Here is a 20,794-nt window from a genome sequence, read left to right as displayed (position 1 = left end):
TAATCCATTAGTCGGGTCCCGCATCTCTGTAACTTCATGTCACAATTTGCCACCTCCCAAGAGAGCCCTCCATGGACACCTTGCAAAACATGCGCGCGTTCAGCTGTGTGGCCGAAGCCGGCAGTTTCACCGCCGCCGCCGCGCAATTGGATACCACCACAGCCAACGTCTCGCGTGCGGTTTCCAACCTGGAAGCCCACCTGCAAACCCGTCTGCTCAACCGCACCACCCGACGCATTGCGTTGACCGAGGCGGGTAAACGCTACTTGCTGCGTTGCGAGCAGATCCTGGCGTATGTCGAAGAAGCGGAAGCCGAGGCCAGCGACGCCCATGCGCGGCCGGCCGGGCAGTTGAAGGTTCACACCATGACCGGCATCGGCCAGCATTTCGTGATCGACGCCATCGCCCGCTACCGCAAGACTCATCCGGACGTGACCTTCGACCTGACCCTGGCCAACCGCGTGCCGGACATCCTCGACGAGGGCTACGACGTCTCCATCGTGCTCGCCAGCGAACTGCCGGATTCGGGCTTCGTTTCCCAACGCCTGGGAATCACCTACAGCATCGTCTGCGCGTCGCCCGCCTACGTGAAAGCCAGCGGCTGCCCGCAAAAACCCAGCGACCTGCTCAACCACGCCTGCCTGCGCCTGGTCAGCCCGGTCATCCCGCTGGAAAAATGGGTGTTCGACGGCCCGGAAGGCCAAGAGATGGTCACCATCAACAGCTCACCGTTCCTGGTGAATTCCGCCGATGCGATGAAAACCGCGATCACCAGTGGCATGGGCGTGGGGGTGCTGCCGGTGTACGCCGCCATCGAAGGCTTGCGCAACGGCACGCTGGTGCGGGTCATGCCCAACTACCGCTCCCAGGAACTGAACCTCTACGCCATCTACCCGTCGCGCCAATACCTGGACGCGAAGATCAAGACCTGGGTCGAATACCTGCGCGGCTCGTTGCCGGAAATCCTCGCGGCGCACCAGGCTGAACTGACGGCTTATGAATTGAGCGGCAGCCTGGCAGGCACACGGGTCGCGAACTGAAGTCGTGCCCGTGCGTGAAGAATGACTTCAGCGCTTGCCCATCGAGCGGCGCGTGCCGGGAGGCGCGGCGCCCGGGGTCTTGGTATGGCCATTCTTTGCGCCATTCTTGTACCACGGCTGCTGGCCGGCGCCCTTGGCCGCAGCCAGTTCACCGGGTTTGAATGGGAATTTGAAGGCGGGGATCGCCGCTTTCACGTCCTCGCTGCTGGAAACATCGCTGTCCGTCTGGCCAGACGGTTCGCCTTGCGAGCGTTCGTCCGCGGGCGATGGTATTGAGGAAGTCATTTGAATTATTCACTTGAGTAGGACAACAAACCCGTGGCGAGGGAGCTTGCTCCCGCTTGGGTGCGAAGCGGCCCCATCCCTGTGAGCGCTTCGCACTCAAGCGGGAGCAAGCTCCCTCGCCACAATTCAGTATGCCGGGCTCGGTAGGCAAGCCGCGAAAGGCGGCAGTATACCTGCCCGATATCCCGGCGCGCAGGCCAGTTTCATCCAACATGAACCACCGCCATCGCGAGCAGGCTCGCTCCCACATTCAATCTTCAGTGGGCACGAAACTGATATCCAACACAGAGCCACTGTGGGAGCCGAGCTTGCTCGCGATGGGGCCAGCAAACCCAACATCCCTTCATCCGACAGCAATCCAGGACAAAACTGACACGCCTGTCAGTTAGCCGTCACCTTCCTGACCGGCTCGCAACGCTATATAAGAAAGCTCAAACTCCTGCGTCCCGAACCGGCCCTTCATATCCATGCGCACCCAGAAGAAAACTGTCCTGCTTGTCATGCTGTTGGTCGCCCTGGCGGCCCTCGTCCTCTGGTATGCGCTCAAGCCCGTGGCCGCCAAGCCCGGCGCCCCCGCCGCCGTTCCGGTACGGGCCGTCAGCGTGGTGCAAAAGGATGTGCCGCGCTTTGCCAGCGGCATCGGCACGGTCCTGTCGCTGCACAGCGTGGTAATCCGGCCGCAGATCGACGGCATCCTCACCCGGCTGCTGGTCAAGGAAGGGCAGCTGGTCAAGAAGGGTGACCTGCTGGCGACCATCGACGACCGCTCGATCCGCGCCAGCCTCGACCAGGCCCGGGCCCAGCTCGGCGAGAGCCAGGCGCAGCTGGCGGTGGCCCAGGTCAACCTCAAGCGCTACAAGTTGCTGAGCGTCGATGACGGCGTCTCGAAGCAGACCTATGACCAGCAACAGGCCCTGGTCAACCAGCTCAAGGCGACCGCCCAGGGCAACCAGGCGGCCATCGACTCGGCACAGGTGCAACTGTCCTACACCCAGATCCGCTCCCCGGTGAGCGGGCGCGTCGGCATTCGCAACGTAGACGAAGGCAACTTCCTGCGCACCAGCGATGCCGAAGGCCTGTTCACGGTGACCCAGATCGACCCGATCGCGGTGGAGTTCTCCCTGCCCCAACAAATGCTGCCGACCTTGCAACGGTTGATCGCCGCCCCTGAACAAGCCTTGGTCAAGGCTTACATCGGTGCCGATGGCGCCACCGGGGAACTGCTCGGCGAGGGGCGCCTGAGCCTCATCGATAACCAGATCAACGCCAACACCGGAACCCTGCGGGCCAAGGCCGAATTCAACAACGCCGCGCAACGACTGTGGCCTGGGCAACTGGTGACGCTGAAAATCCAGACGGCCATCGACAAGGACGCCCTGGTGGTGCCGCCCACCGTGGTCCAGCGTGGCCTGGAGCAACACTTCGTGTACCGGATCAAGGGCGACAAGGTCGAGAGCGTGCCGGTGACGATGGTTTACCAGGACAGCGACCTGCACATCATCAAGGGAGTCAACGCCGGCGACCAACTGGTGAGCGACGGCCAGTCACGGCTCAAGCCGGGCAGCCACATCCAGGTGCTCAGTGATCCGCCCGCCCTGGCCAAGACTGCGGAGTCGCAACCATGAAGGGCCGCGGCTCGGTTTCGGCGTGGTGCATCGACCACCCCATCGCCACGGTGCTGCTGACATTTGCCCTGGTGCTGCTGGGGGTAATCGCCTTTCCTCGCCTGCCCGTCGCGCCGTTGCCGGAGGCGGAGTTCCCGACCATCCAGGTCAATGCCCAGTTGCCCGGGGCCAGCCCCGAAACCATGGCGTCGTCGGTGGCGACGCCGCTGGAAGTGCAATTCAGCGCCATTCCCGGCATCACCCAAATGACGTCCAGCAGTGCCTTGGGCTCGACCAACCTGATCCTGCAATTCAGCCTCGATAAAAGCATCGACACCGCCGCCCAGGAAGTGCAGGCCGCCATCAACACCGCCGCTGGCAAATTGCCCAACGACATGCCGAACCTGCCGACCTGGCGCAAGGTCAACCCCGCCGACAGCCCGGTGCTGATCCTCAGCATCAGCTCCAGCCTGATGCCCGGCACCGAACTGAGCGACTACGTCGAAACCCTGCTCGCCCGCCAGATCAGCCAGATCGACGGCGTCGGACAAATCTACATCACCGGCCAGCAGCGCCCGGCGATCCGCGTCCAGGCCTCGGCCGACCGGCTCGCCGCCATCGGCCTGACCCTGGCGGACATTCGCCTGGCGCTGCAACAGGCCAGCCTCAACCTGGCCAAGGGCGCGCTGTACGGCGAGTCGAGCATTTCCACCCTGTCCACCAACGACCAATTGTTCCAACCTGCCGAGTATGGCGAGCTGATCGTGTCCTACCGGGACGGGGCACCCGTACATCTCAAGGACATCGCCAAGGTGGTCAACGGCTCGGAGAACGCCTACGTCCAGGCCTGGTCCGACAACGAGCCGGGGGTCAACCTGGTGATCTTCCGGCAGCCGGGGGCGAACATCGTCGAGACCGTCGACCGCATCCAGGCGGCCCTGCCCACCTTGCAAGCGATGTTGCCCGCCGCGGTGCAGGTCAAAGTGCTGATCGACCGCACCCAGACCATCCGCGCCTCGTTGCATGAAGTGGAGATCACCTTGCTGATCGCGGTGCTGCTGGTGGTGGCGGTAATGGCGTTGTTCCTGCGCCAGCTCTCGGCGACGTTGATCGTCTCGGCGGTGCTGGGGGTGTCGCTGATCGCCAGTTTCGCCCTGATGTACGTGATGGGGTTCAGCTTGAACAACCTGACCCTGGTGGCGATCGTCATCTCGGTGGGGTTCGTGGTGGACGATGCGATTGTGGTGGTGGAGAACATCCACCGGCACCTGGAGGCCGGCGATGGCATGCGCGAGGCGGCGATCAAGGGGGCCGGCGAGATTGGCTTCACCGTGGTTTCCATCAGTTTCTCGCTGATCGCCGCGTTCATTCCGCTGCTGTTCATGGGCGGCGTGGTCGGGCGCCTGTTCAAGGAGTTTGCCCTGACCGCCACCTCGACCATCCTGATTTCGGTGGTGGTGTCCCTCACATTGGCGCCGACCCTGGCCGCGCTGTTCATGCGTGCCCCGGTGCACCACGCCCACGACTCGCCAGGGTTCGGCGAACGCTTGTTGGGCTGGTATGAACGCGGCCTGCGTCGGGCCCTCGCCCATCAAAAACTGATGATCGGCGTGTTCGGCCTGACCCTCGCACTGGCGGTGGTCGGCTACGTGTTCATTCCCAAGGGCTTCTTCCCGGTACAGGACACCGGCCTGGTGCTGGGCACCAGCGAAGCCGCCGCCGATGTGTCGTTCCCGGACATGGTGGCCAAGCACAAGGCCCTGGCCGAGATCGTCGCCGCCGACCCGGCGGTGCAGACCTTCTCCCACTCCGTCGGTGTCTCGGGCAACAACCAGACCATCGCCAACGGCCGCTTCTGGATCGCCCTCAAGCCCCGGGGCGAGCGTGACGTGTCGGCCAGTGGCTTCATCGATCGGATCCGCCCGCAATTGTTGAAAATCCCTGGCGTGGTGCTGTACCTCAGGGCCGGGCAGGACATCAACCTCAGCTCCGGCCCCAGTCGCGCCCAGTACCAATATGTGCTCAAGAGCAATGACGGGCCGAGCCTCAACGCCTGGACGCAAAAACTCACCGACAAGCTGCGCGGCAACCCGGCGTTCCGCGACATCTCCAACGACCTGCAACTGGGCGGCAGCATCACCCACATCAACATCGACCGCAGCGCGGCGGCGCGTTTCGGCCTCACCGCCACCGATGTCGACCAAGCCCTGTACGACGCCTTCGGCCAGCGACAGATCAATGAATTCCAGACCGAGACCAACCAGTACAACGTGATCCTGGAGCTCGACACCGCGCAGCGGGGCAAGGCCGAAAGCCTGGCATATTTCTACCTGCGCTCGCCCTTGAGCGGGGAAATGGTGCCGCTCTCGGCCCTGGCCCGCTTCGATGCGCCGAGCAACGGCCCGCTGTCCATTGCCCACGACGGCATGTTCCCGGCCGCCAACCTGTCGTTCAACCTGGCGCCCGGCGTGGCCCTGGGAGACGCGGTGCGCCTGCTCGACCAGGCAAAAAACGAAATCGGCATGCCCGCCGCCATCACCGGTAATTTCCAGGGCGCGGCCCAGGCTTTCCAAAGTTCGCTGGCGAGCCAGCCATGGCTGATCCTCGCCGCGCTGGTGGCCGTCTACATCATCCTCGGCGTGCTCTACGAGAGTTTCGTACACCCGTTGACGATCATTTCTACCCTGCCCTCGGCCGGCCTCGGCGCGCTGATCATGCTCTGGCTGCTGGGCCAGGACTTTTCGATCATGGCGCTGATCGGGCTGGTGCTGCTGATCGGGATCGTCAAGAAGAACGGCATCCTGATGATCGACTTCGCCCTCGACGCCCAACGCAACAGAGGACTGGCGCCCCAGGAGGCGATTTTCCAGGCGTGCCTGACACGCTTCCGTCCGATCATGATGACCACCCTGGCCGCCCTGCTCGGTGCGCTGCCGCTGATGCTCGGCTACGGCGCCGGCGCGGAACTGCGCCAGCCCCTGGGCATCGCGGTGGTGGGCGGCCTGCTGGTGAGCCAGGCGCTGACGCTGTTCACCACACCGGTCATATACTTGTGGCTCGAGCGCCTGTTCCATCGGCCCGCCCACCAGCCAGGGTCGGCGCCGACGGCGGCGCTGGCAAGCACAGACCACTGAGGCGGAGCCATGCGCGTTCTGATCATCGAAGACGAAGAAAAAACCGCGGACTACCTGCACCGCGGCCTGACCGAACAGGGCTACACCGTGGACGTGGCGCCGGACGGCATCGAGGGGCTGCACCTGGCCCTGGAAACCGACTATGCGGTGATCGTGCTCGACGTGATGCTGCCGGGCTTGGACGGCTTCGGCGTGCTCCGGGCCTTGCGCGCCCGCAAGCAGACGCCGGTGATCATGCTCACCGCCCGGGAACGGGTCGAGGACCGCATCAAGGGGCTGCGCGACGGCGCCGACGACTACCTGGGCAAGCCCTTTTCGTTCCTGGAACTGGTGGCCCGCCTGCAAGCCCTGACCCGCCGCAGTGGCGGCCATGAACCGGTGCAGGTGAGCATCGCCGACCTGTGGATCGATCTGATAAGCCGCAAGGCCACCCGCGCCGGCCAGCGCCTGGACCTGACCGCCAAGGAGTTCTCCCTGCTCAGTGTCCTGGCCCGCCGCCAGGGCGAAATCCTTTCGAAGACCGCCATTGCCGAAATGGTCTGGGACATCAACTTCGACAGTGACGCCAACGTGGTGGAAGTGGCGATCAAACGCTTGCGGGCCAAGCTCGACGGGCCATTCGAGCAAAAGTTGCTGCACACCATTCGCGGCATGGGTTATGTGCTGGAGAATCGCGGCAATGAAATTGCCTGACAGCATCGCCCTGCGCCTCAGCGGCCTGTTCACGCTGGTGGCGGCATTAGTGTTCCTGTTGATCGGTGGCGCTTTGTATCAACAAGTCGCCAAAGGCCTGGGCCTGTTACCCGAAGCCGAGCTCGATGCCCGCTACAGTGTCCTGGAGTCTACTGTCGGTCGCTATGGCACGCCTGAACACTGGGTAAAGATCAACAACAAGCTGCGATTGCTCGGCGAGGAAGACAAGCGCATCCATTTCTGGATCGTCAGTGACGATCCGCGCTTTGAGTACGGCGATCCCGATGGGCAGATCCGCACCTTTGCCCAAGGTCCCCTGGGTAAACGCGACCTGACGTTGCCCCATCGACACTACCCGATGAAAGTCCTGGTGAGCCAGTTCCCGGCCAAGGACCAACGCCCGCCGCTGCGTTTCATGATCGGTATCGACACCGAGACCTTCTACCAGACCCAGCATCGCCTGTTGGTGGCGCTGGTGAGCCTGGCGATTGTCGGAGTGCTCCTGGCTTCGTTGCTGGGCTATTGGGTCGCGCGCATCGGCCTCAAGCCGCTGATCAAGCTTTCCGATGAAGCCCAACGCCTGACCCCGCCCCGCCTGTCCGGGCGCTTGCAACTGTCGCCCTTGCCGCCGGAACTGAACCAGTTCGTCAGCTCCTTCAACGCCACTCTGGACCGGGTCGAACAGGCTTACTCACGGCTGGAGTCGTTCAACGCCGACGTCGCCCATGAACTGCGCTCGCCCTTGACCAACCTGATCGGCCAGACCCAGGTGGCGCTGACCCGCGGACGCTCGGCCGAACATTACTTCGAAGTGCTGCAATCGAATCTCGAGGAGTTGGAGCGGCTGCGCTCGATCATCAACGACATGCTGTTCCTGGCCAGCGCCGACCAGGGCAGCAAGGCCACCAAGTTGACCAGCACCTCCCTGGCCAGCGAAGTGGCAACCACCCTCGATTACCTGGACTTCATTCTGGAAGATGCCCAAGTCCAGGTCCGGGTCAGCGGCGATGCCCAGGCCAACATCGAGATCGCCCACCTGCGCCGGGCGCTGATCAACCTGTTGAGCAACGCCGTCCAGCACACGGCGCCCGGTCAAGTGATCGATGTGCGCATCGAAGCCCTTGGCGAGCAGATCTGCCTCGCCGTCACCAACCCCGGCGACCCGATTGCCGGCGAACACCTGCCGCGCCTGTTCGAACGTTTCTATCGCGTCGATGCCTCGCGCAGCAACAGCGGCGCCAACCATGGGCTGGGGCTGGCCATCGTCAAGGCCATCGCACTGATGCATGGTGGCGATGTTTTTGTGCACAGCGACCAGGGCGCCAACACGTTCGGAATCCGCTTGCCAGCCTGACACCGCCACAAGGTCCGGTGTTTTCCAGTTGAATGCTGGGCGAAAGCCAACTGAATCAAAATTATCAGATCGCCACCTTCGGCAGCGCGTACCAGATATTGCGCAAACACTGATTGCCCGCTCTCATCGATCCAAGCACAATCAGCAAAAGGCCAGCATCTGGTTCATTTGCCGGTTTGCAATCCTTTGGGACGGATCCCAACCCTATGACAATGCAGACATCGGAACCATGAGCGCGCGCAGTGCGACACCCGGCAACACCCCGTCTTCGATACGTTCGGAACGGGTACTCGTACTGGCCAGCTCGCTGGTTGTCATTGCCATCCTGAGTATCGTGACGTTCCTGTTGATTCGCGAACACGCAACGGCTCAGCAGGCGGCCACACGCGCGGCGAACAATATCGTGCAACTGATCGATGCCGACGTGCTGCGCAACGTCGAACTCTACGACCTGTCGCTACAAGGCTTGATCGCCACGGCAAAACGCGACGACCTGAAAGACGTTTCGCCAACGATCCGCCACCTGGCCCTGTTCGACCGCGCCACCACCGTTCCCTATAAAGGCGACATCCTGCTGCTCGACAAGCGGGGCGATGTGATCGCCGATTCCGCCTCGGTCGAACCGCGCAAAGGCAACTACGCCGACCGGGAGTATTTCCAGTCCCATGTCCAAAACCCGACTCCGGACATGATGATCAGCCGCCCGTTCCGTTCCAGGAGTGCCACCAAGGATTGGCGCATCAGCTTCAGCTATCGACTGAGCGATGACCAGGGCGAGTTCATGGGCGTGGCCGAAGCCGCGATGCGCCTGAACTACTTCAGTCAGTTGTTCAAGAGCCTGAACATCGGCCATGGGACGGTCAACCTGGTCAGCCGCGATGGAATCCTGCTGGCCCAGGAACCGCCCCTGGCTGACGACATGATTGGCAAGGACTTCAGCAACCGACCGAACTTCGTGCGTATCCTGCGCGAGGGCAACGGCAGTTTTACCAGCATATCCAGTGTCGATCAGACACAGCGCCTATACACCTTTTCCCAGGTAGGCAACCTGCCACTGATCGTCGTGGTGGCGCTCTCCTCCCGAGAGGTCTTCGCGTCCTGGCAACGCACGGCATTGCTGGTCAGTGGCGCCACCGGTGCGCTGTGCATCGGTTTGCTCTGGCTCACCTGGCTGCTGCGCCGGGAATTGCGCCGCCGCCACAATGCCGAACGGGAACTGGCACAGCTGGCCGCCACGGACGCCCTCACAGGCCTTGCCAACCGGCGAACCCTGGACGAAACGTTGCAGCAGGAGTGGTTGCGCGCGCAACGTTCGGGTCAACCGTTGTCGGTGTTGATGATCGATGCCGATCACTTCAAGGCGTTCAACGATCGCCATGGTCATCAACAGGGTGACGAGGCCCTGCGGGCCTTGGCGCAGTTGATCGGCCAGCATGTGCGACGCCCCGCCGACCTGGCGGCGCGCTATGGCGGTGAAGAATTCTCGGTGATTCTGCCGGAGACCACCACTGCGGGCGCCTTTACCATGGCCCAGAACATTCGCGACGCGGTTGAACAATTACCGCCAGTGACCGAGGGGGGAGCGACCATGACGGTAAGTATTGGCATCGCTACTTGGCTGAATGGGCCATATGGTGAGCTTTCGCAACTTTTGTTCGCTGCGGATAAGGCGCTGTACCAGGCGAAGGCCAGTGGGCGAAATCGTGTGGTTTGTGCGATGTGATGTCCGGTGATGTTGGATACCCACAAGGGTTTTGGGAGCGGCACGGTCCTGTGGCGAGGGAGCTTGCTCCCGCTGGGTCGCGCAGCGGCCCCAAAAAAGCGATGAGCGCTGCGCACTCAAGCGGGAGCAAGCTCCCTCGCCACAAAAGCTTCCCAACCATCACGCCACAGATTGATCCACGGTAAACACTGTGGGAGCGAGCTTGCTCGCGATGGAGGTGTGTCAGTTTGCGGTGATGTTGGATGTGCCGGCCCCTTCGCGAGCAGGCTCGCTCCCGCAGGAGGAACACGGTTCCCTCAAGAACCAGGTCGGCTGACACGGGGGGCTCTTCCAGAAATGACCTGCCGTAAGGGCGGAACCCTAAGCAGCCGTTACCGAAGAAACGGATATACACACCCAAAACGCGCCCATAAAAAAAGGCCACCCAAAGGCAGCCTTCAAAAACTAGAGAGGTTTTTTGCTTACACGGCCGCGACAGGACGCATGTAAGAGATTGGTGCGGTGCTGGCGTCTTCGAACGTCACGACTTCCCAAGCATCTTTCTGCTCAATCAACTTGCGCAGCAGCTGGTTGTTCAGTGCGTGTCCGGACTTGAAGCCCTTGAACTCACCAATCAAGCTATTGCCCAGCAGGTAGAGGTCGCCGATTGCATCGAGGATCTTGTGCTTGACGAATTCGTCTTCATAGCGAAGACCGTCTTCGTTCAATACACCATCGGAATCGACCACGATCGCGTTTTCAACACTGCCGCCGAGTGCGAGGTTGTGCTTGCGCAGGTACTCGATATCACTCATGAAACCAAAGGTACGGGCGCGGCTGACTTCTTTTACGAACGAAGTGCTGGAAAAATCCACGCTTGCACTCTGGGTGCGGTCACGGAAAACCGGGTGATCGAAATCGATCTCGAAGCTCACCTTGAAACCTTCGAAAGGGACGAAAGTGGCGCGCTTGTCGCCGTCTTCCACTGTCACTTCCCGCAGGATGCGGATGAACTTCTTGGCTGCGTCCTGCTCTTCCAGGCCAGCCGATTGAATCAGGAATACGAAGGGTCCGGCACTGCCATCCATGATCGGGACTTCGGACGCGGAGAGCTCGACGTAGGCGTTATCGATGCCCAGGCCAGCCATGGCCGAGAGCAAATGCTCCACCGTATCCACTTTGGTGTCACCGTTGACCAACGTGGTCGACATAGTGGTTTCACCAACGTTTTCCGCGCGAGCAGGAATCTGCACCACAGGGTCGAGGTCGGCACGACAAAACACGATGCCGGTATCGACAGGCGCGGGCTTGAGGGTCAGGTAGACCTTCTCGCCGGAGTGCAGGCCGACACCTGTGGCACGGATAATATTCTTCAGGGTGCGTTGTTTAATCATGGCATGGGCCGCTTCAGCGCAAATTGCGAACTGGTATCAACAAAGGCTGGCGATGATAGCAGACCAGACCTTTGCTGAACACCAATCACCCGTATCCCCCTGATACATTTCATCAATCGGCCTGACGACGCAGGAAAGCTGGGATGTCCAGGTAATCCAGATCGTCTTGCGGATTCATCTTCGCGGCAGTCGCAGCACCGGCCTGGGCCTGGTTGCGCATGACGGTCGGACGGTCCAGGTCACGGTAGTTCACCGCAGGCTGTTCCTGACGAACGGGGGCTTGCTGCTGTGGCTGGGAGGCCATGGCGGTCTGCACGGTATTGTCGATCACCTTCATCGGTTTCTCGATTTTCGCGCCCAGGCCGGTGGCAACCACGGTCACGTGCAGCTCGTCACGCATGTCCGGATCGATCACGGTGCCGACCTTGACCATCGCGTGGTCGGAAGCGAACGCCTCGATGATGCTACCCACGTCGGAGTACTCGCCCAAGGACAAGTCCGGACCGGCGGTGATGTTCACCAGGATGCCACGGGCGCCCTGCAGGTTGACGTCTTCGAGCAGCGGGTTGCGGATGGCCGCTTCGGTGGCTTCGCGCGCACGGTTCGGACCGCTGGCGCAGCCAGTGCCCATCATCGCCATGCCCATTTCGGACATCACGGTGCGTACGTCGGCGAAGTCGACGTTGATCATGCCTGGACGCTTGATGATGTCGGAAATACCGCGAACGGCACCGGCCAACACGTCATCGGCCTTGGCGAAAGCCGACAAGAGGCTTGCGTCTTTACCCAGGATGGTCAGCAGCTTCTCGTTGGGGATGGTGATCAACGAGTCGACGCTTTCGCTCAGCGCGCGGATGCCTTCATCGGCGATCTGCATGCGCTTGCGGCCTTCGAACGGGAACGGACGGGTCACCACCGCAACGGTGAGGATACCCATTTCCTTGGCCACTTCGGCAATGATCGGCGCAGCACCGGTACCAGTACCACCGCCCATGCCCGTGGTGATGAACACCATGTTGGTGCCGGCCAGGACTTCAGCGATGCGCTCGCGGTCTTCCAGGGCAGCCTGACGGCCAACCTCGGGATTCGCGCCGGCACCCAGGCCCTTGGTCACACCGGTACCCAGTTGCAGGATGGTCCGCGCGCCGATGTTTTTCAGCGCTTGAGCATCGGTGTTGGCGCAGATGAACTCGACGCCTTCGATGTTGCTCTTGACCATGTGGTTGACAGCGTTGCCGCCGCCACCGCCGACACCGATTACTTTGATAACCGGGCTAGCGGGGATGTTGTCTACGAGTTCGAACATGTTCCCTCTCCTTTCATTCTCTAGTTTTTTCGCCTACTGCGTTTGCCGCGTCTTCCAGCGCCAAGCCTGAAACCTGCCGCGTGAAGCTTTGAAACTGTTTAGAAGTTGCCTTTGACCCAAGCCTTGAGCTGCTCGAACAGCGGAGCCTTCGGCTCGTCGCTGCTGTAGCTGTCGCGGCTGCCAATGCCCGAAAACGAGATCCCGTCGGACTGTTTCTGCAAGCCGTACATCAACAGGCCCACGCCGGTGGAATAGATCGGGTTGCGGACCACGTCATCCAGGCCCTTGACGCCATGGGGCACGCCCAGGCGCACCGGCATGTGGAAAATCTCCTCGGCCAGCTCGACCGCGCCTTCCATCTTCGAGGTACCGCCGGTCAGCACGATGCCGGCCGGGATCAGGTCTTCGTAGCCACTGCGACGCAGTTCGGCCTGGATCAGCGTGAACAGTTCGTCGTAACGCGGCTCGACCACTTCGGCCAGGGCCTGGCGCGACAGTTCGCGCGGTGGACGGTCGCCGACGCTCGGCACCTTGATGGTTTCACCGGCACCGGCCAGTTTCGCCAAGGCGCAGGCGTAGCGGATCTTGATTTCCTCGGCGTACTGGGTCGGGGTGCGCAACGCCATGGCGATGTCGTTGGTCACCTGGTCGCCGGCAATCGGGATCACGGCCGTGTGGCGGATCGCGCCTTCGGTGAAGATCGCGATGTCGGTGGTGCCGCCGCCGATGTCCACCAGGCACACGCCCAGCTCTTTCTCGTCGTCGGTCAGCACCGAGTAGGCCGAGGCCAGTTGCTCGAGGATGATGTCGTCGATTTCCAGGCCGCAGCGACGTACGCATTTCTCGATGTTCTGCGCGGCGTTCACCGCACAGGTCACCACGTGGACCTTGGCTTCCAGGCGCACGCCGGACATGCCCAGGGGCTCGCGCACGCCTTCCTGGTTATCGATCACGTAATCCTGCGGCAGGGTGTGCAGCACACGCTGGTCGGCCGGGATCGCCACGGCCTGGGCCGCGTCGAGCACGCGCTCGAGGTCGGCGGAGCTGACTTCGCGATCACGAATCGCCACGATACCGTGGGAATTCAGGCTGCGGATGTGATTGCCCGCCACGCCGACGAACGCCGAGTGGATCCGGCAACCGGCCATCAGCTGCGCCTCTTCGATGGCGCGCTGGATCGATTGCACGGTGGACTCGATGTTCACCACCACGCCTTTCTTCAAGCCGCGGGACGGGTGTGTACCGATCCCGACGATGACCAGCGTGCCGTCGTCCGCGACTTCGCCTACCAGCGCCACCACCTTGGAAGTGCCGATATCGAGACCGACGATCATTTTCCCGCTTTGCACGTTTGCCATGGGTCCTGCCTCTTCTTAATTCTTCGCGACGGCGGGTTCGGCCGTCGTCGGCGCTACAGGTTCCCGCCAGCCAACGGCCAGGCCGTTGGCGTAGCGCAGATCGATGCGCGCAATGTTCGTAATCTGTTCTTTGAGCGTCTTGTCATAGATGGCGATGAAGCGGCGCATCTTTTCCACCAGGTTGCCGCGACCGAGCAACAGCTCGATGCCCGGCCCCGAGCTGCCCGCGCCAGTGGTCAGGAACCAACTGCCGCGCTCACGCAACTCCAGACGCGCGATGGAGAAGCCCAACGGCCGCAACATCTGGCTCAACACCTGGTATTGCTGCATGACTTGCTGCTGGGCCCGCTGTGGACCGAACAGTTGTGGCAAATGTTCATAGTTGGCCAGTTCCCGCGGCGTAAACGCCTGGCCCTGGTTGTTCAACAGCGACTCGTCGCCCCAACGGGCCACCGGCAGCTGTTCTTCCAGGCGAATCGACACCTGGTCGGGCCACACCCGCCGGACTTCGGCGTGGGCGATCCAGGGCATCTGCTCCAGCTCCGTGCGCATGCCCGCCAGGTCGATGGTGAAGAAGCTCGACGCGACGAACGGGGCGATCCGCTGCTGCACCGCCTGCTGGCTGATGTAGCTCAGGTCGCCCTGGACGTTGATCCGCGCGATTGGCCGATCGGCATACGGCAACAACCGTTGCGCGCCTTCATACGTACCGAACCCCAGCGCAACCAGCATCACTGGCCAGAACAGGCTCTTGAGAAAGCCAAAATTGGCTTTCGGCAAGCGCGCCGACATCGGCTCTTTGGCCACCATTCGGCTGGCACCCCGCGGCACCGGCTTGCGACCGGGTGCGGATGGCTGATGACGAAGCGATGCGCCTTGCATGGCTTAACCTCTTGGCTCTTGTTGGCCGACACTGGCGGCCAGGATCGAGAGCACCAGTTGCTGGAAATCCAGGCCGGCGGCGCGGGCCGCCATCGGCACCAGGCTGTGATCGGTCATGCCAGGGGCGGTGTTGACTTCCAGGAACCAGAACTGTCCATCGGCGTCCTGCATCACGTCCGCCCGGCCCCAACCGGCGATACCCAGCGCCTCACAGGCCTTGGCCGTGAGGTCCATCAGTTGTTTTTCCTTGGCCGCATCCAGCCCGCAGGGAATGCGGTACTGGGTATCGTTGGCGATGTACTTGGCGTCGTAGTCGTAGAACGTGTGGGGCGTGCCCAGCGCGATCGGGGGCAACACCTGGTCACGCAGGGTGGCGATGGTGAACTCGGGACCGGTGATCCACTGTTCGACCAACACTTGCGAATCGTAGGAACTGGCGTCCTTCCAGGCTGCGGTCAACTCAGGCAGCGAATTCACTTTCGCCATGCCGATACTTGAACCTTCATGGGCCGGTTTGACGATCAAAGGGAAGCCCAGTTCCGTGGCCGCCGAAATACAATCGGCCTCGGACGCCAGCACGGCGTGACGCGGCGTCGGAATGCCGAGGCTGTGCCAGACCTGCTTGGTACGCAGCTTGTCCATCGCCAGGGCAGACGCGAGGATGCCGCTGCCGGTGTAGGGAATGCCAAGGCATTCGAGCAGGCCTTGCATGCTGCCGTCTTCACCGCCGCGACCGTGGAGAATGATGAAGGCGCGGTCGATCTTTTCGTTGAGCAGGCGCTGCAGGAAATCGTCGCCCACATCGATGCCGAAGGCGTCGACGCCGGCACTTTGCAAGGCTTGCAGCACGGCGTTGCCGGACTTGAGGGAGACCTCGCGCTCGGCGCTCTTGCCACCGAACAGCACGGCAACGCGGCCGAAGGCTTTCGGATCGAGGGTCGAGACCAGGTTGGCGTAGGCAGCAGTCATTTCAGTTTCCCCTCGCTGGACGCCACGATGGCTCCGGCGAATAACGGACTGTTCAACAGTTTCGGGGCCAGGCCACCGATGTCGCCGGCACCCTGGCACAGCAGGATGTCGCCGGCGCGCAGCAGCGGCTTGACCAGCGGTGCGAGGTCCACGCCGCGTTCGATGTAGATCGGGTCCAACTGGCCACGCTGGCGAATGCTGTGGCACAGCTGGCGGCTGTCGGCCCCCGGGATCGGCTCTTCACCGGCCGGGTAGACTTCCATCAACAGCAGCACGTTGGCGTCGGCCAATACCTGGACGAAATCGTCATACAGGTCGCGGGTGCGGCTGTAGCGGTGCGGCTGGTAGACCATCACCAGGCGCCGCTCCGGCCAGCCACCGCGCACGGCCTTGATCACCGCCGCGACTTCGGTCGGGTGGTGGCCGTAGTCGTCCACCAGCATCACGTTGCCGCCGTCCACCGGCAGTTCGCCGTAGACCTGGAAGCGTCGGCCCACACCCTGGAACCCGGACAGGCCCTGGACGATGGCTTCATCGCTGACACCTTCGTCGGTGGCGATGCAGATAGTGGCCAAGGCGTTGAGCACGTTGTGGTTGCCAGGCATGTTCACCGACACGTCCAACGGCTCGCGATCAGGACGCAACACGGTGAAGAACGTCTGCATGCCCTGCTGGCGCACGTTGATGGCGCGTACGTCGGCGTCTTCGCCAAAACCGTAGGTCACGGTCGGACGCTTGATCAGCGGCAGGATCTCACGCACCACCGGATCGTCCAGGCACACCACCGCCAGACCGTAGAACGGCAGGTTGTGCAAAAACTCCACGAAGGTTTTCTTCAGCTTGTTGAAGTCGCCGTCGTAGGTCGCCATGTGGTCGGCGTCGATGTTGGTCACCACGGCCACCAGCGGTTGCAAGTGCAGGAAGCTCGCATCGCTCTCGTCGGCTTCGGCGATCAGGTAGCGGCTGGTGCCCAGTTGGGCATTGGTGCCCGCGGCGTTCAAACGACCACCGATCACGAATGTCGGGTCGAGGCCACCAGCGGCGAACACCGAGGCGATCAGGCTGGTGGTGGTGGTCTTGCCATGAGTACCGGCGACGGCGATGCCGTGGCGATAGCGCATCAGCTCGGCGAGCATCTCGGCCCGTGGCACCACCGGAATGCGGCGTTCCAGGGCGGTGGCGACTTCCGGGTTGGACGTGTTCACGGCGCTGGACACCACCAGCACGTCGGCATTGGCGGCGTTCTCGGCACGGTGGCCGATAAAAATCTGCGCGCCGAAGGATTCCAGGCGCTCGGTGACCGGGGAAGCCTTCAGGTCGGAACCCGAGACCTGGTAACCCAGGTTCAGCAACACCTCGGCGATCCCGCACATACCCACGCCGCCGATACCGACGAAGTGGATGCGGCGGATACGGCGCATTTCCGGTTGCGGCATGGCTTTGCGATTCTCAACCATGGGCCACCTCCAGGCAGGTATCGACCACTTGGGCCGTGGCATCGGGTTTGGCCAGGCGGCGCGCGGCGCGGGCCATGTCTTCAAGTCGTTGCGGCTGCATCAAAACCTCTGTCAGGCGGGCGGCAAGATCCGCGGCGCCAGTCGTTCTTTGCGGCATCAGGAAAGCAGCGCCTTCACGGGCCAAATAATCGGCGTTACGGGTCTGGTGATCGTCGATGGCGTGGGGCAAAGGCACCAGCATCGAGGGCAGACCGGCGGCAGCCAGTTCACTGATGGTCAGCGCGCCTGCGCGGCAGACCACCAGGTCGGCCCAGCCATAGGCTTGGGCCATGTCTTTGATGAAAGGCTGCACTTGCGCCTCGACGCCAGCGGCGCGGTAGCGCTCGGCGGTCACTTCATCGTGGTTTTTGCCGGCCTGGTGAAACACTTCCGGGCGCAGTTCGGGGGCGACCTGCGACAGGGCTTCGGGCAGCAATTTGTTCAACGGTTCCGCCCCCAGGCTTCCACCCAGGACCAGCAAACGCGCCTTGCGTCCGGCCAGGGCCGGGCGCGGTGTTTCGAGGAACAGCTCGGTACGCACCGGGTTGCCGGTGGTGCGACGGCTGCCCGACAGGGTAAAGGTGTCGGGAAAGGCTTCACAGACCCGGGCGGCCAACGGCACCAGTAACCGATTGGCGGTACCGGCCACGGCGTTCTGCTCGTGGACGATCACCGGCACACCGGCCAGTTTTGCCGCAACGCCGCCCGGCCCGGTCACATAACCGCCGAACCCGACCACGCACACCGGCCGCAGCCGACGAATGATTGCCCGCGCCTGCCAGACCGACTTGAGCAGCATCAGCGGTGCCTTGAGCAACGACAGCTTGCCCTTGCCCCGCAGGCCGCTGGCGTCGATCCGGTGCAGTTCGAGGCCGGCGCCGGGCACCAGTTCGTTCTCGATGCCCCGTGGCGTGCCCAGCCAGTGCACGGTGTAGCCGCGTGCCTGGAACTCCCGGGCACAGGCCAGCGCCGGGAATACGTGCCCGCCGGTACCGCCCGCCATGATCAGCACGTTAGCGCCCATGAGTCGGCTCCTCGGCGAAGTCGCTCTCCTGGAATTCCATCTCTTCGCTGCCCAGGTGGGTTCGACTCTCCCATTCGATGCGCAGCAACAGGCCGAGACAGGCACAGCAGATCACCAGGGAACTGCCGCCGTAACTGAGGAACGGCAGCGTCAGGCCCTTGGTCGGCAACAGGCCGACGTTCACGCCGATGTTGATCAAAAACTGGCCAATCCACAGGAACGACAAGCCATACGCCACATAGGCGGCGAAGAACTGTTTGGCCTTTTCCGCCCACAAGCCGATGTACATGCCACGCACGCAGACGAACACGAACAGGGCGACGGTGCACAGGGAACCCACCATCCCCAGTTCTTCGGCCAGGACCGAGAACACGAAGTCGGTGTGGGCTTCCGGCAGGTAGAACTGCTTCTGCACGCTGTTGCCCAGGCCCACGCCCAGCCACTCGCCGCGACCGAAAGCAATCAGCGCCTGGGTCAATTGATAGCCGGAACCGAACTGGTCGGCCCACGGATCGGTAAAGGTGATCAGGCGCGCCATCCGATACGGTTGTGCCTGCACCAGCACCGTTACCGCCGCCACCGCCAGCGCGACCATCAAGGTGAAACGGAACAGCCCGACGCCGCCGAGGAACAGCATCGCCGCCGCCGCGCCCATCATCACCACCGTGGCGCCGAAGTCCGGCTCCATCAGCAGCAGGCCGGCCATCGGCAGCAACACGATGAACGGCTTGAAGAACCCCATCCAGCTCTCGCGCACTTCCTTCTGGCGACGCACCAGGTAACCGGCGAGGTAGATCACCACGAAGACCTTGGCGATCTCCGAAGGCTGGACGTTGAAGAAGCTGAAGCCGATCCAGCGCATCGAGCCGTTGACCTCGCGGCCAATACCCGGCAAGAGCACCATCACCAACAGGCCGAAGGCACCGAGCAACATCATCCAGCCCAGGCGTTGCCAGGTGGCGATCGGCACCATCATCGTGACGATGCACGCGCCCAGGCCGATCACCAGGTAAATCAGGTGGCGGATCATGTGGTAAAGGGTGTTGCCCGACTGCACGGCGGCCACTTCCGACGACGCGGAGGTGATCATGACCAGGCCCAGGCCCAGCAAGGCCAGGCAACCGGCGAGCATCGGGAAATCCAGATCGATGCCACGACCGGTGATCAGCGGCGACGGGTACGGCTTGATGATGTTCATCAGGTTCATGCCAAGTCCTCCGCGGCCTGGGCGAACAACTGCCCACGCTCTTCGTAGTTCTTGAACATGTCGAAACTGGCGCAGGCCGGCGACAACAGGACTGCATCGCCCGGTTGAGCAAGGGCGCGGCATTGCTGCACCGCCTCGTCCAGCGAAGCGACGCGCACCAGCGGCACGGCATCGCCGAGGGCCTGGGCGATCAATTCGCGATCACGGCCCATCAGCACCACGGCGCGGCAGTTGGCGGCAACGGGGTCGCGCAGGTCCTTGAAATCGGCACCCTTGCCGTCGCCGCCGGCGATCAGCACGAGCTTGCCGTCGATGTCCGCGCCCAGGCCTTCGATGGCCGCGAGCGCGGCACCGACGTTGGTGGCCTTGGAGTCGTTGTACCAGGCCACGCCATCGAGGTCGCGTACCCACTGGCAGCGGTGCTCAAGGCCGGCGAAGGTGCGCAGGGCCGAGAGCATGGCGTCGAACGGCAGACCGACCGCATGCCCCAGGGCCAACGCAGCCAGGGCATTGGCCTGGTTGTGGGCGCCGCGAATTTTCAACTCGCGCACCGGCATCAGGATCTGGAATTCGAAGGCCAGGTATTTCTCGCCATTCTCTTCACGCAGCCCGAAGCCTTTGAAATCCGGAACGCCCAGGCCGAAGGACCAGCACGGCATGCCCTCGCCCAGCAACGGCCGGGTCAAGGCGTCCTGGCGGTTGAACACCACTTGCCGGGCACCGCGGAAGATCCTGTGCTTGGCCAGGTGATATGCCGGAAGGCCGCTGTAGCGGTCCATGTGGTCTTCGCTGACGTTGAGCACGGTGGCCACTTCGGCGCCCAGGTGGTCGGTGGTCTCGAGCTGGAAGCTCGACAGTTCCATCACGTACAGCTCGACGTCATCGCTGAGCAGGTCCAGCGCCGGGGTACCGAGGTTGCCGCCCACGGCGACACGCTTGCCGGCCGCCGCAGCCATCTCACCGACCAAGGTGGTGACGGTGCTCTTGGCATTGGAACCGCTGATGGCAACGATCGGCGCCTTGGCGTTGCGCGCGAATAGCTCGATGTCGCCGGACAATTTCACACCACGGGCGGCGGCAGCCTGCAGGGCTGGGGTCGCCAGGGCCAGGCCGGGGCTCACGTAGAGCTCATCGGCACGGCACAGGAATTCGACGTCCAGCTCGCCACAACGCACGTCCACCTGTGGATAGTCACGGCGCAGCGTGGCCAGCTCAGGCGGATTTTCCCGCGTATCGGCCACGGCAAACGACACGCCCCGGTTCGCCAGGAAGCGAACCAGGGACATGCCGCTCTTGCCGAGGCCGACAACGATGCGGAAGTGGTCAGAAGCGATCAGGGACACTCG

16 protein-coding genes are annotated in these 20,794 nt (G+C 62.9%); 6 read left to right on the top strand and 10 right to left on the bottom strand.

The window, feature by feature from the left end:
* Positions 1 to 71: 71 nt before the first annotated feature.
* On the top strand, positions 72 to 1,040 hold the full coding sequence (locus HU715_RS18075; protein ID WP_186705135.1) for a LysR family transcriptional regulator: 969 nt from the start codon (positions 72 to 74) through the stop codon (positions 1,038 to 1,040).
* A 27-nt stretch (positions 1,041 to 1,067) separates the two neighbouring features.
* On the opposite strand, the gene HU715_RS18070 is transcribed toward HU715_RS18075, so the two are convergent.
* Complete coding sequence (locus tag HU715_RS18070; protein WP_186705134.1) at positions 1,068 to 1,325, bottom strand: hypothetical protein; 258 nt, start codon at positions 1,323 to 1,325, stop codon at positions 1,068 to 1,070.
* A 467-nt stretch (positions 1,326 to 1,792) separates the two neighbouring features.
* Here HU715_RS18070 and HU715_RS18065 point away from each other — a divergent pair, with 467 nt between their 5' ends.
* From HU715_RS18065 to HU715_RS18045, 5 genes are all read left to right on the top strand, one after another.
* Positions 1,793 to 2,950 carry an efflux RND transporter periplasmic adaptor subunit gene (locus tag HU715_RS18065; protein WP_186705133.1) on the top strand — a complete coding sequence of 386 codons (1,158 nt, stop codon included), beginning with the start codon at positions 1,793 to 1,795 and terminating at the stop codon, positions 2,948 to 2,950.
* Entirely contained in the window at positions 2,947 to 6,063 is a 3,117-nt protein-coding gene (locus HU715_RS18060; protein ID WP_186705132.1) for a multidrug efflux RND transporter permease subunit, read from the top strand. Before HU715_RS18065 ends, HU715_RS18060 begins: the two co-directional genes overlap by 4 nt.
* Before the next feature lie 9 nt (positions 6,064 to 6,072).
* Positions 6,073 to 6,756 (top strand): heavy metal response regulator transcription factor, encoded by a 684-nt coding sequence (locus tag HU715_RS18055; RefSeq protein ID WP_186705131.1) that lies wholly within the window; start codon positions 6,073 to 6,075, stop codon positions 6,754 to 6,756.
* The gene (locus HU715_RS18050; RefSeq protein WP_186705130.1) at positions 6,743 to 8,110 is read left to right on the top strand and encodes a heavy metal sensor histidine kinase; all 1,368 of its coding nucleotides are present in this window, start codon (positions 6,743 to 6,745) and stop codon (positions 8,108 to 8,110) included. Before HU715_RS18055 ends, HU715_RS18050 begins: the two co-directional genes overlap by 14 nt.
* A gap of 229 nt (positions 8,111 to 8,339) precedes the next feature.
* Positions 8,340 to 9,833, top strand: a complete 1,494-nt coding sequence (locus tag HU715_RS18045) for a sensor domain-containing diguanylate cyclase (protein WP_186705129.1) — start codon at positions 8,340 to 8,342, stop codon at positions 9,831 to 9,833.
* Positions 9,834 to 10,294: 461 nt separating this feature from the next.
* Here HU715_RS18045 and lpxC read toward each other — a convergent pair whose 3' ends face one another.
* The 9 genes from lpxC to murD all read right to left on the bottom strand — a co-directional run bounded on the left by lpxC (position 10,295) and on the right by murD (position 20,791).
* On the bottom strand, positions 10,295 to 11,206 hold the full coding sequence (lpxC, locus tag HU715_RS18040) for a UDP-3-O-acyl-N-acetylglucosamine deacetylase (protein WP_030139673.1): 912 nt from the start codon (positions 11,204 to 11,206) through the stop codon (positions 10,295 to 10,297).
* 112 nt (positions 11,207 to 11,318) lie between these two features.
* Complete coding sequence (gene ftsZ, locus HU715_RS18035; RefSeq protein WP_042729563.1) at positions 11,319 to 12,512, bottom strand: cell division protein FtsZ; 1,194 nt, start codon at positions 12,510 to 12,512, stop codon at positions 11,319 to 11,321.
* Between the two features lie 98 nt (positions 12,513 to 12,610).
* A complete protein-coding gene (gene ftsA / locus HU715_RS18030) occupies positions 12,611 to 13,870 on the bottom strand; it encodes a cell division protein FtsA (RefSeq protein WP_024618465.1) in 1,260 nt (419 codons plus the stop codon).
* A 15-nt stretch (positions 13,871 to 13,885) separates the two neighbouring features.
* Positions 13,886 to 14,752: a cell division protein FtsQ/DivIB gene (locus HU715_RS18025; protein ID WP_186705128.1), complete on the bottom strand. Its 867-nt coding sequence runs from the start codon at positions 14,750 to 14,752 to the stop codon at positions 13,886 to 13,888.
* A 3-nt stretch (positions 14,753 to 14,755) separates the two neighbouring features.
* Positions 14,756 to 15,721, bottom strand: coding sequence for a D-alanine--D-alanine ligase (locus tag HU715_RS18020; protein ID WP_186705127.1), 966 nt, complete (start codon positions 15,719 to 15,721; stop codon positions 14,756 to 14,758).
* Positions 15,718 to 17,178, bottom strand: a complete 1,461-nt coding sequence (gene murC, locus HU715_RS18015) for a UDP-N-acetylmuramate--L-alanine ligase (protein ID WP_053124957.1) — start codon at positions 17,176 to 17,178, stop codon at positions 15,718 to 15,720. The genes HU715_RS18020 and murC overlap by 4 nt, the downstream gene beginning before the upstream one ends.
* Entirely contained in the window at positions 17,171 to 18,241 is a 1,071-nt protein-coding gene (gene murG / locus HU715_RS18010; protein WP_186705126.1) for an undecaprenyldiphospho-muramoylpentapeptide beta-N-acetylglucosaminyltransferase, read from the bottom strand. Before murG ends, murC begins: the two co-directional genes overlap by 8 nt.
* Positions 18,231 to 19,448 carry a putative lipid II flippase FtsW gene (gene ftsW / locus HU715_RS18005; RefSeq protein WP_411385565.1) on the bottom strand — a complete coding sequence of 406 codons (1,218 nt, stop codon included), beginning with the start codon at positions 19,446 to 19,448 and terminating at the stop codon, positions 18,231 to 18,233. Before ftsW ends, murG begins: the two co-directional genes overlap by 11 nt.
* Positions 19,445 to 20,791 (bottom strand): UDP-N-acetylmuramoyl-L-alanine--D-glutamate ligase, encoded by a 1,347-nt coding sequence (gene murD, locus HU715_RS18000; RefSeq protein ID WP_186705125.1) that lies wholly within the window; start codon positions 20,789 to 20,791, stop codon positions 19,445 to 19,447. Before murD ends, ftsW begins: the two co-directional genes overlap by 4 nt.
* Positions 20,792 to 20,794 lie beyond the last annotated feature (3 nt).

Source organism: Pseudomonas zanjanensis, from assembly GCF_014268745.2.
GTDB lineage: Bacteria > Pseudomonadota > Gammaproteobacteria > Pseudomonadales > Pseudomonadaceae > Aquipseudomonas > Aquipseudomonas zanjanensis.
The sequence above is the reverse complement of the archived record's forward strand: the minus strand, read 5'-3'. Positions and strand labels throughout refer to the sequence as shown.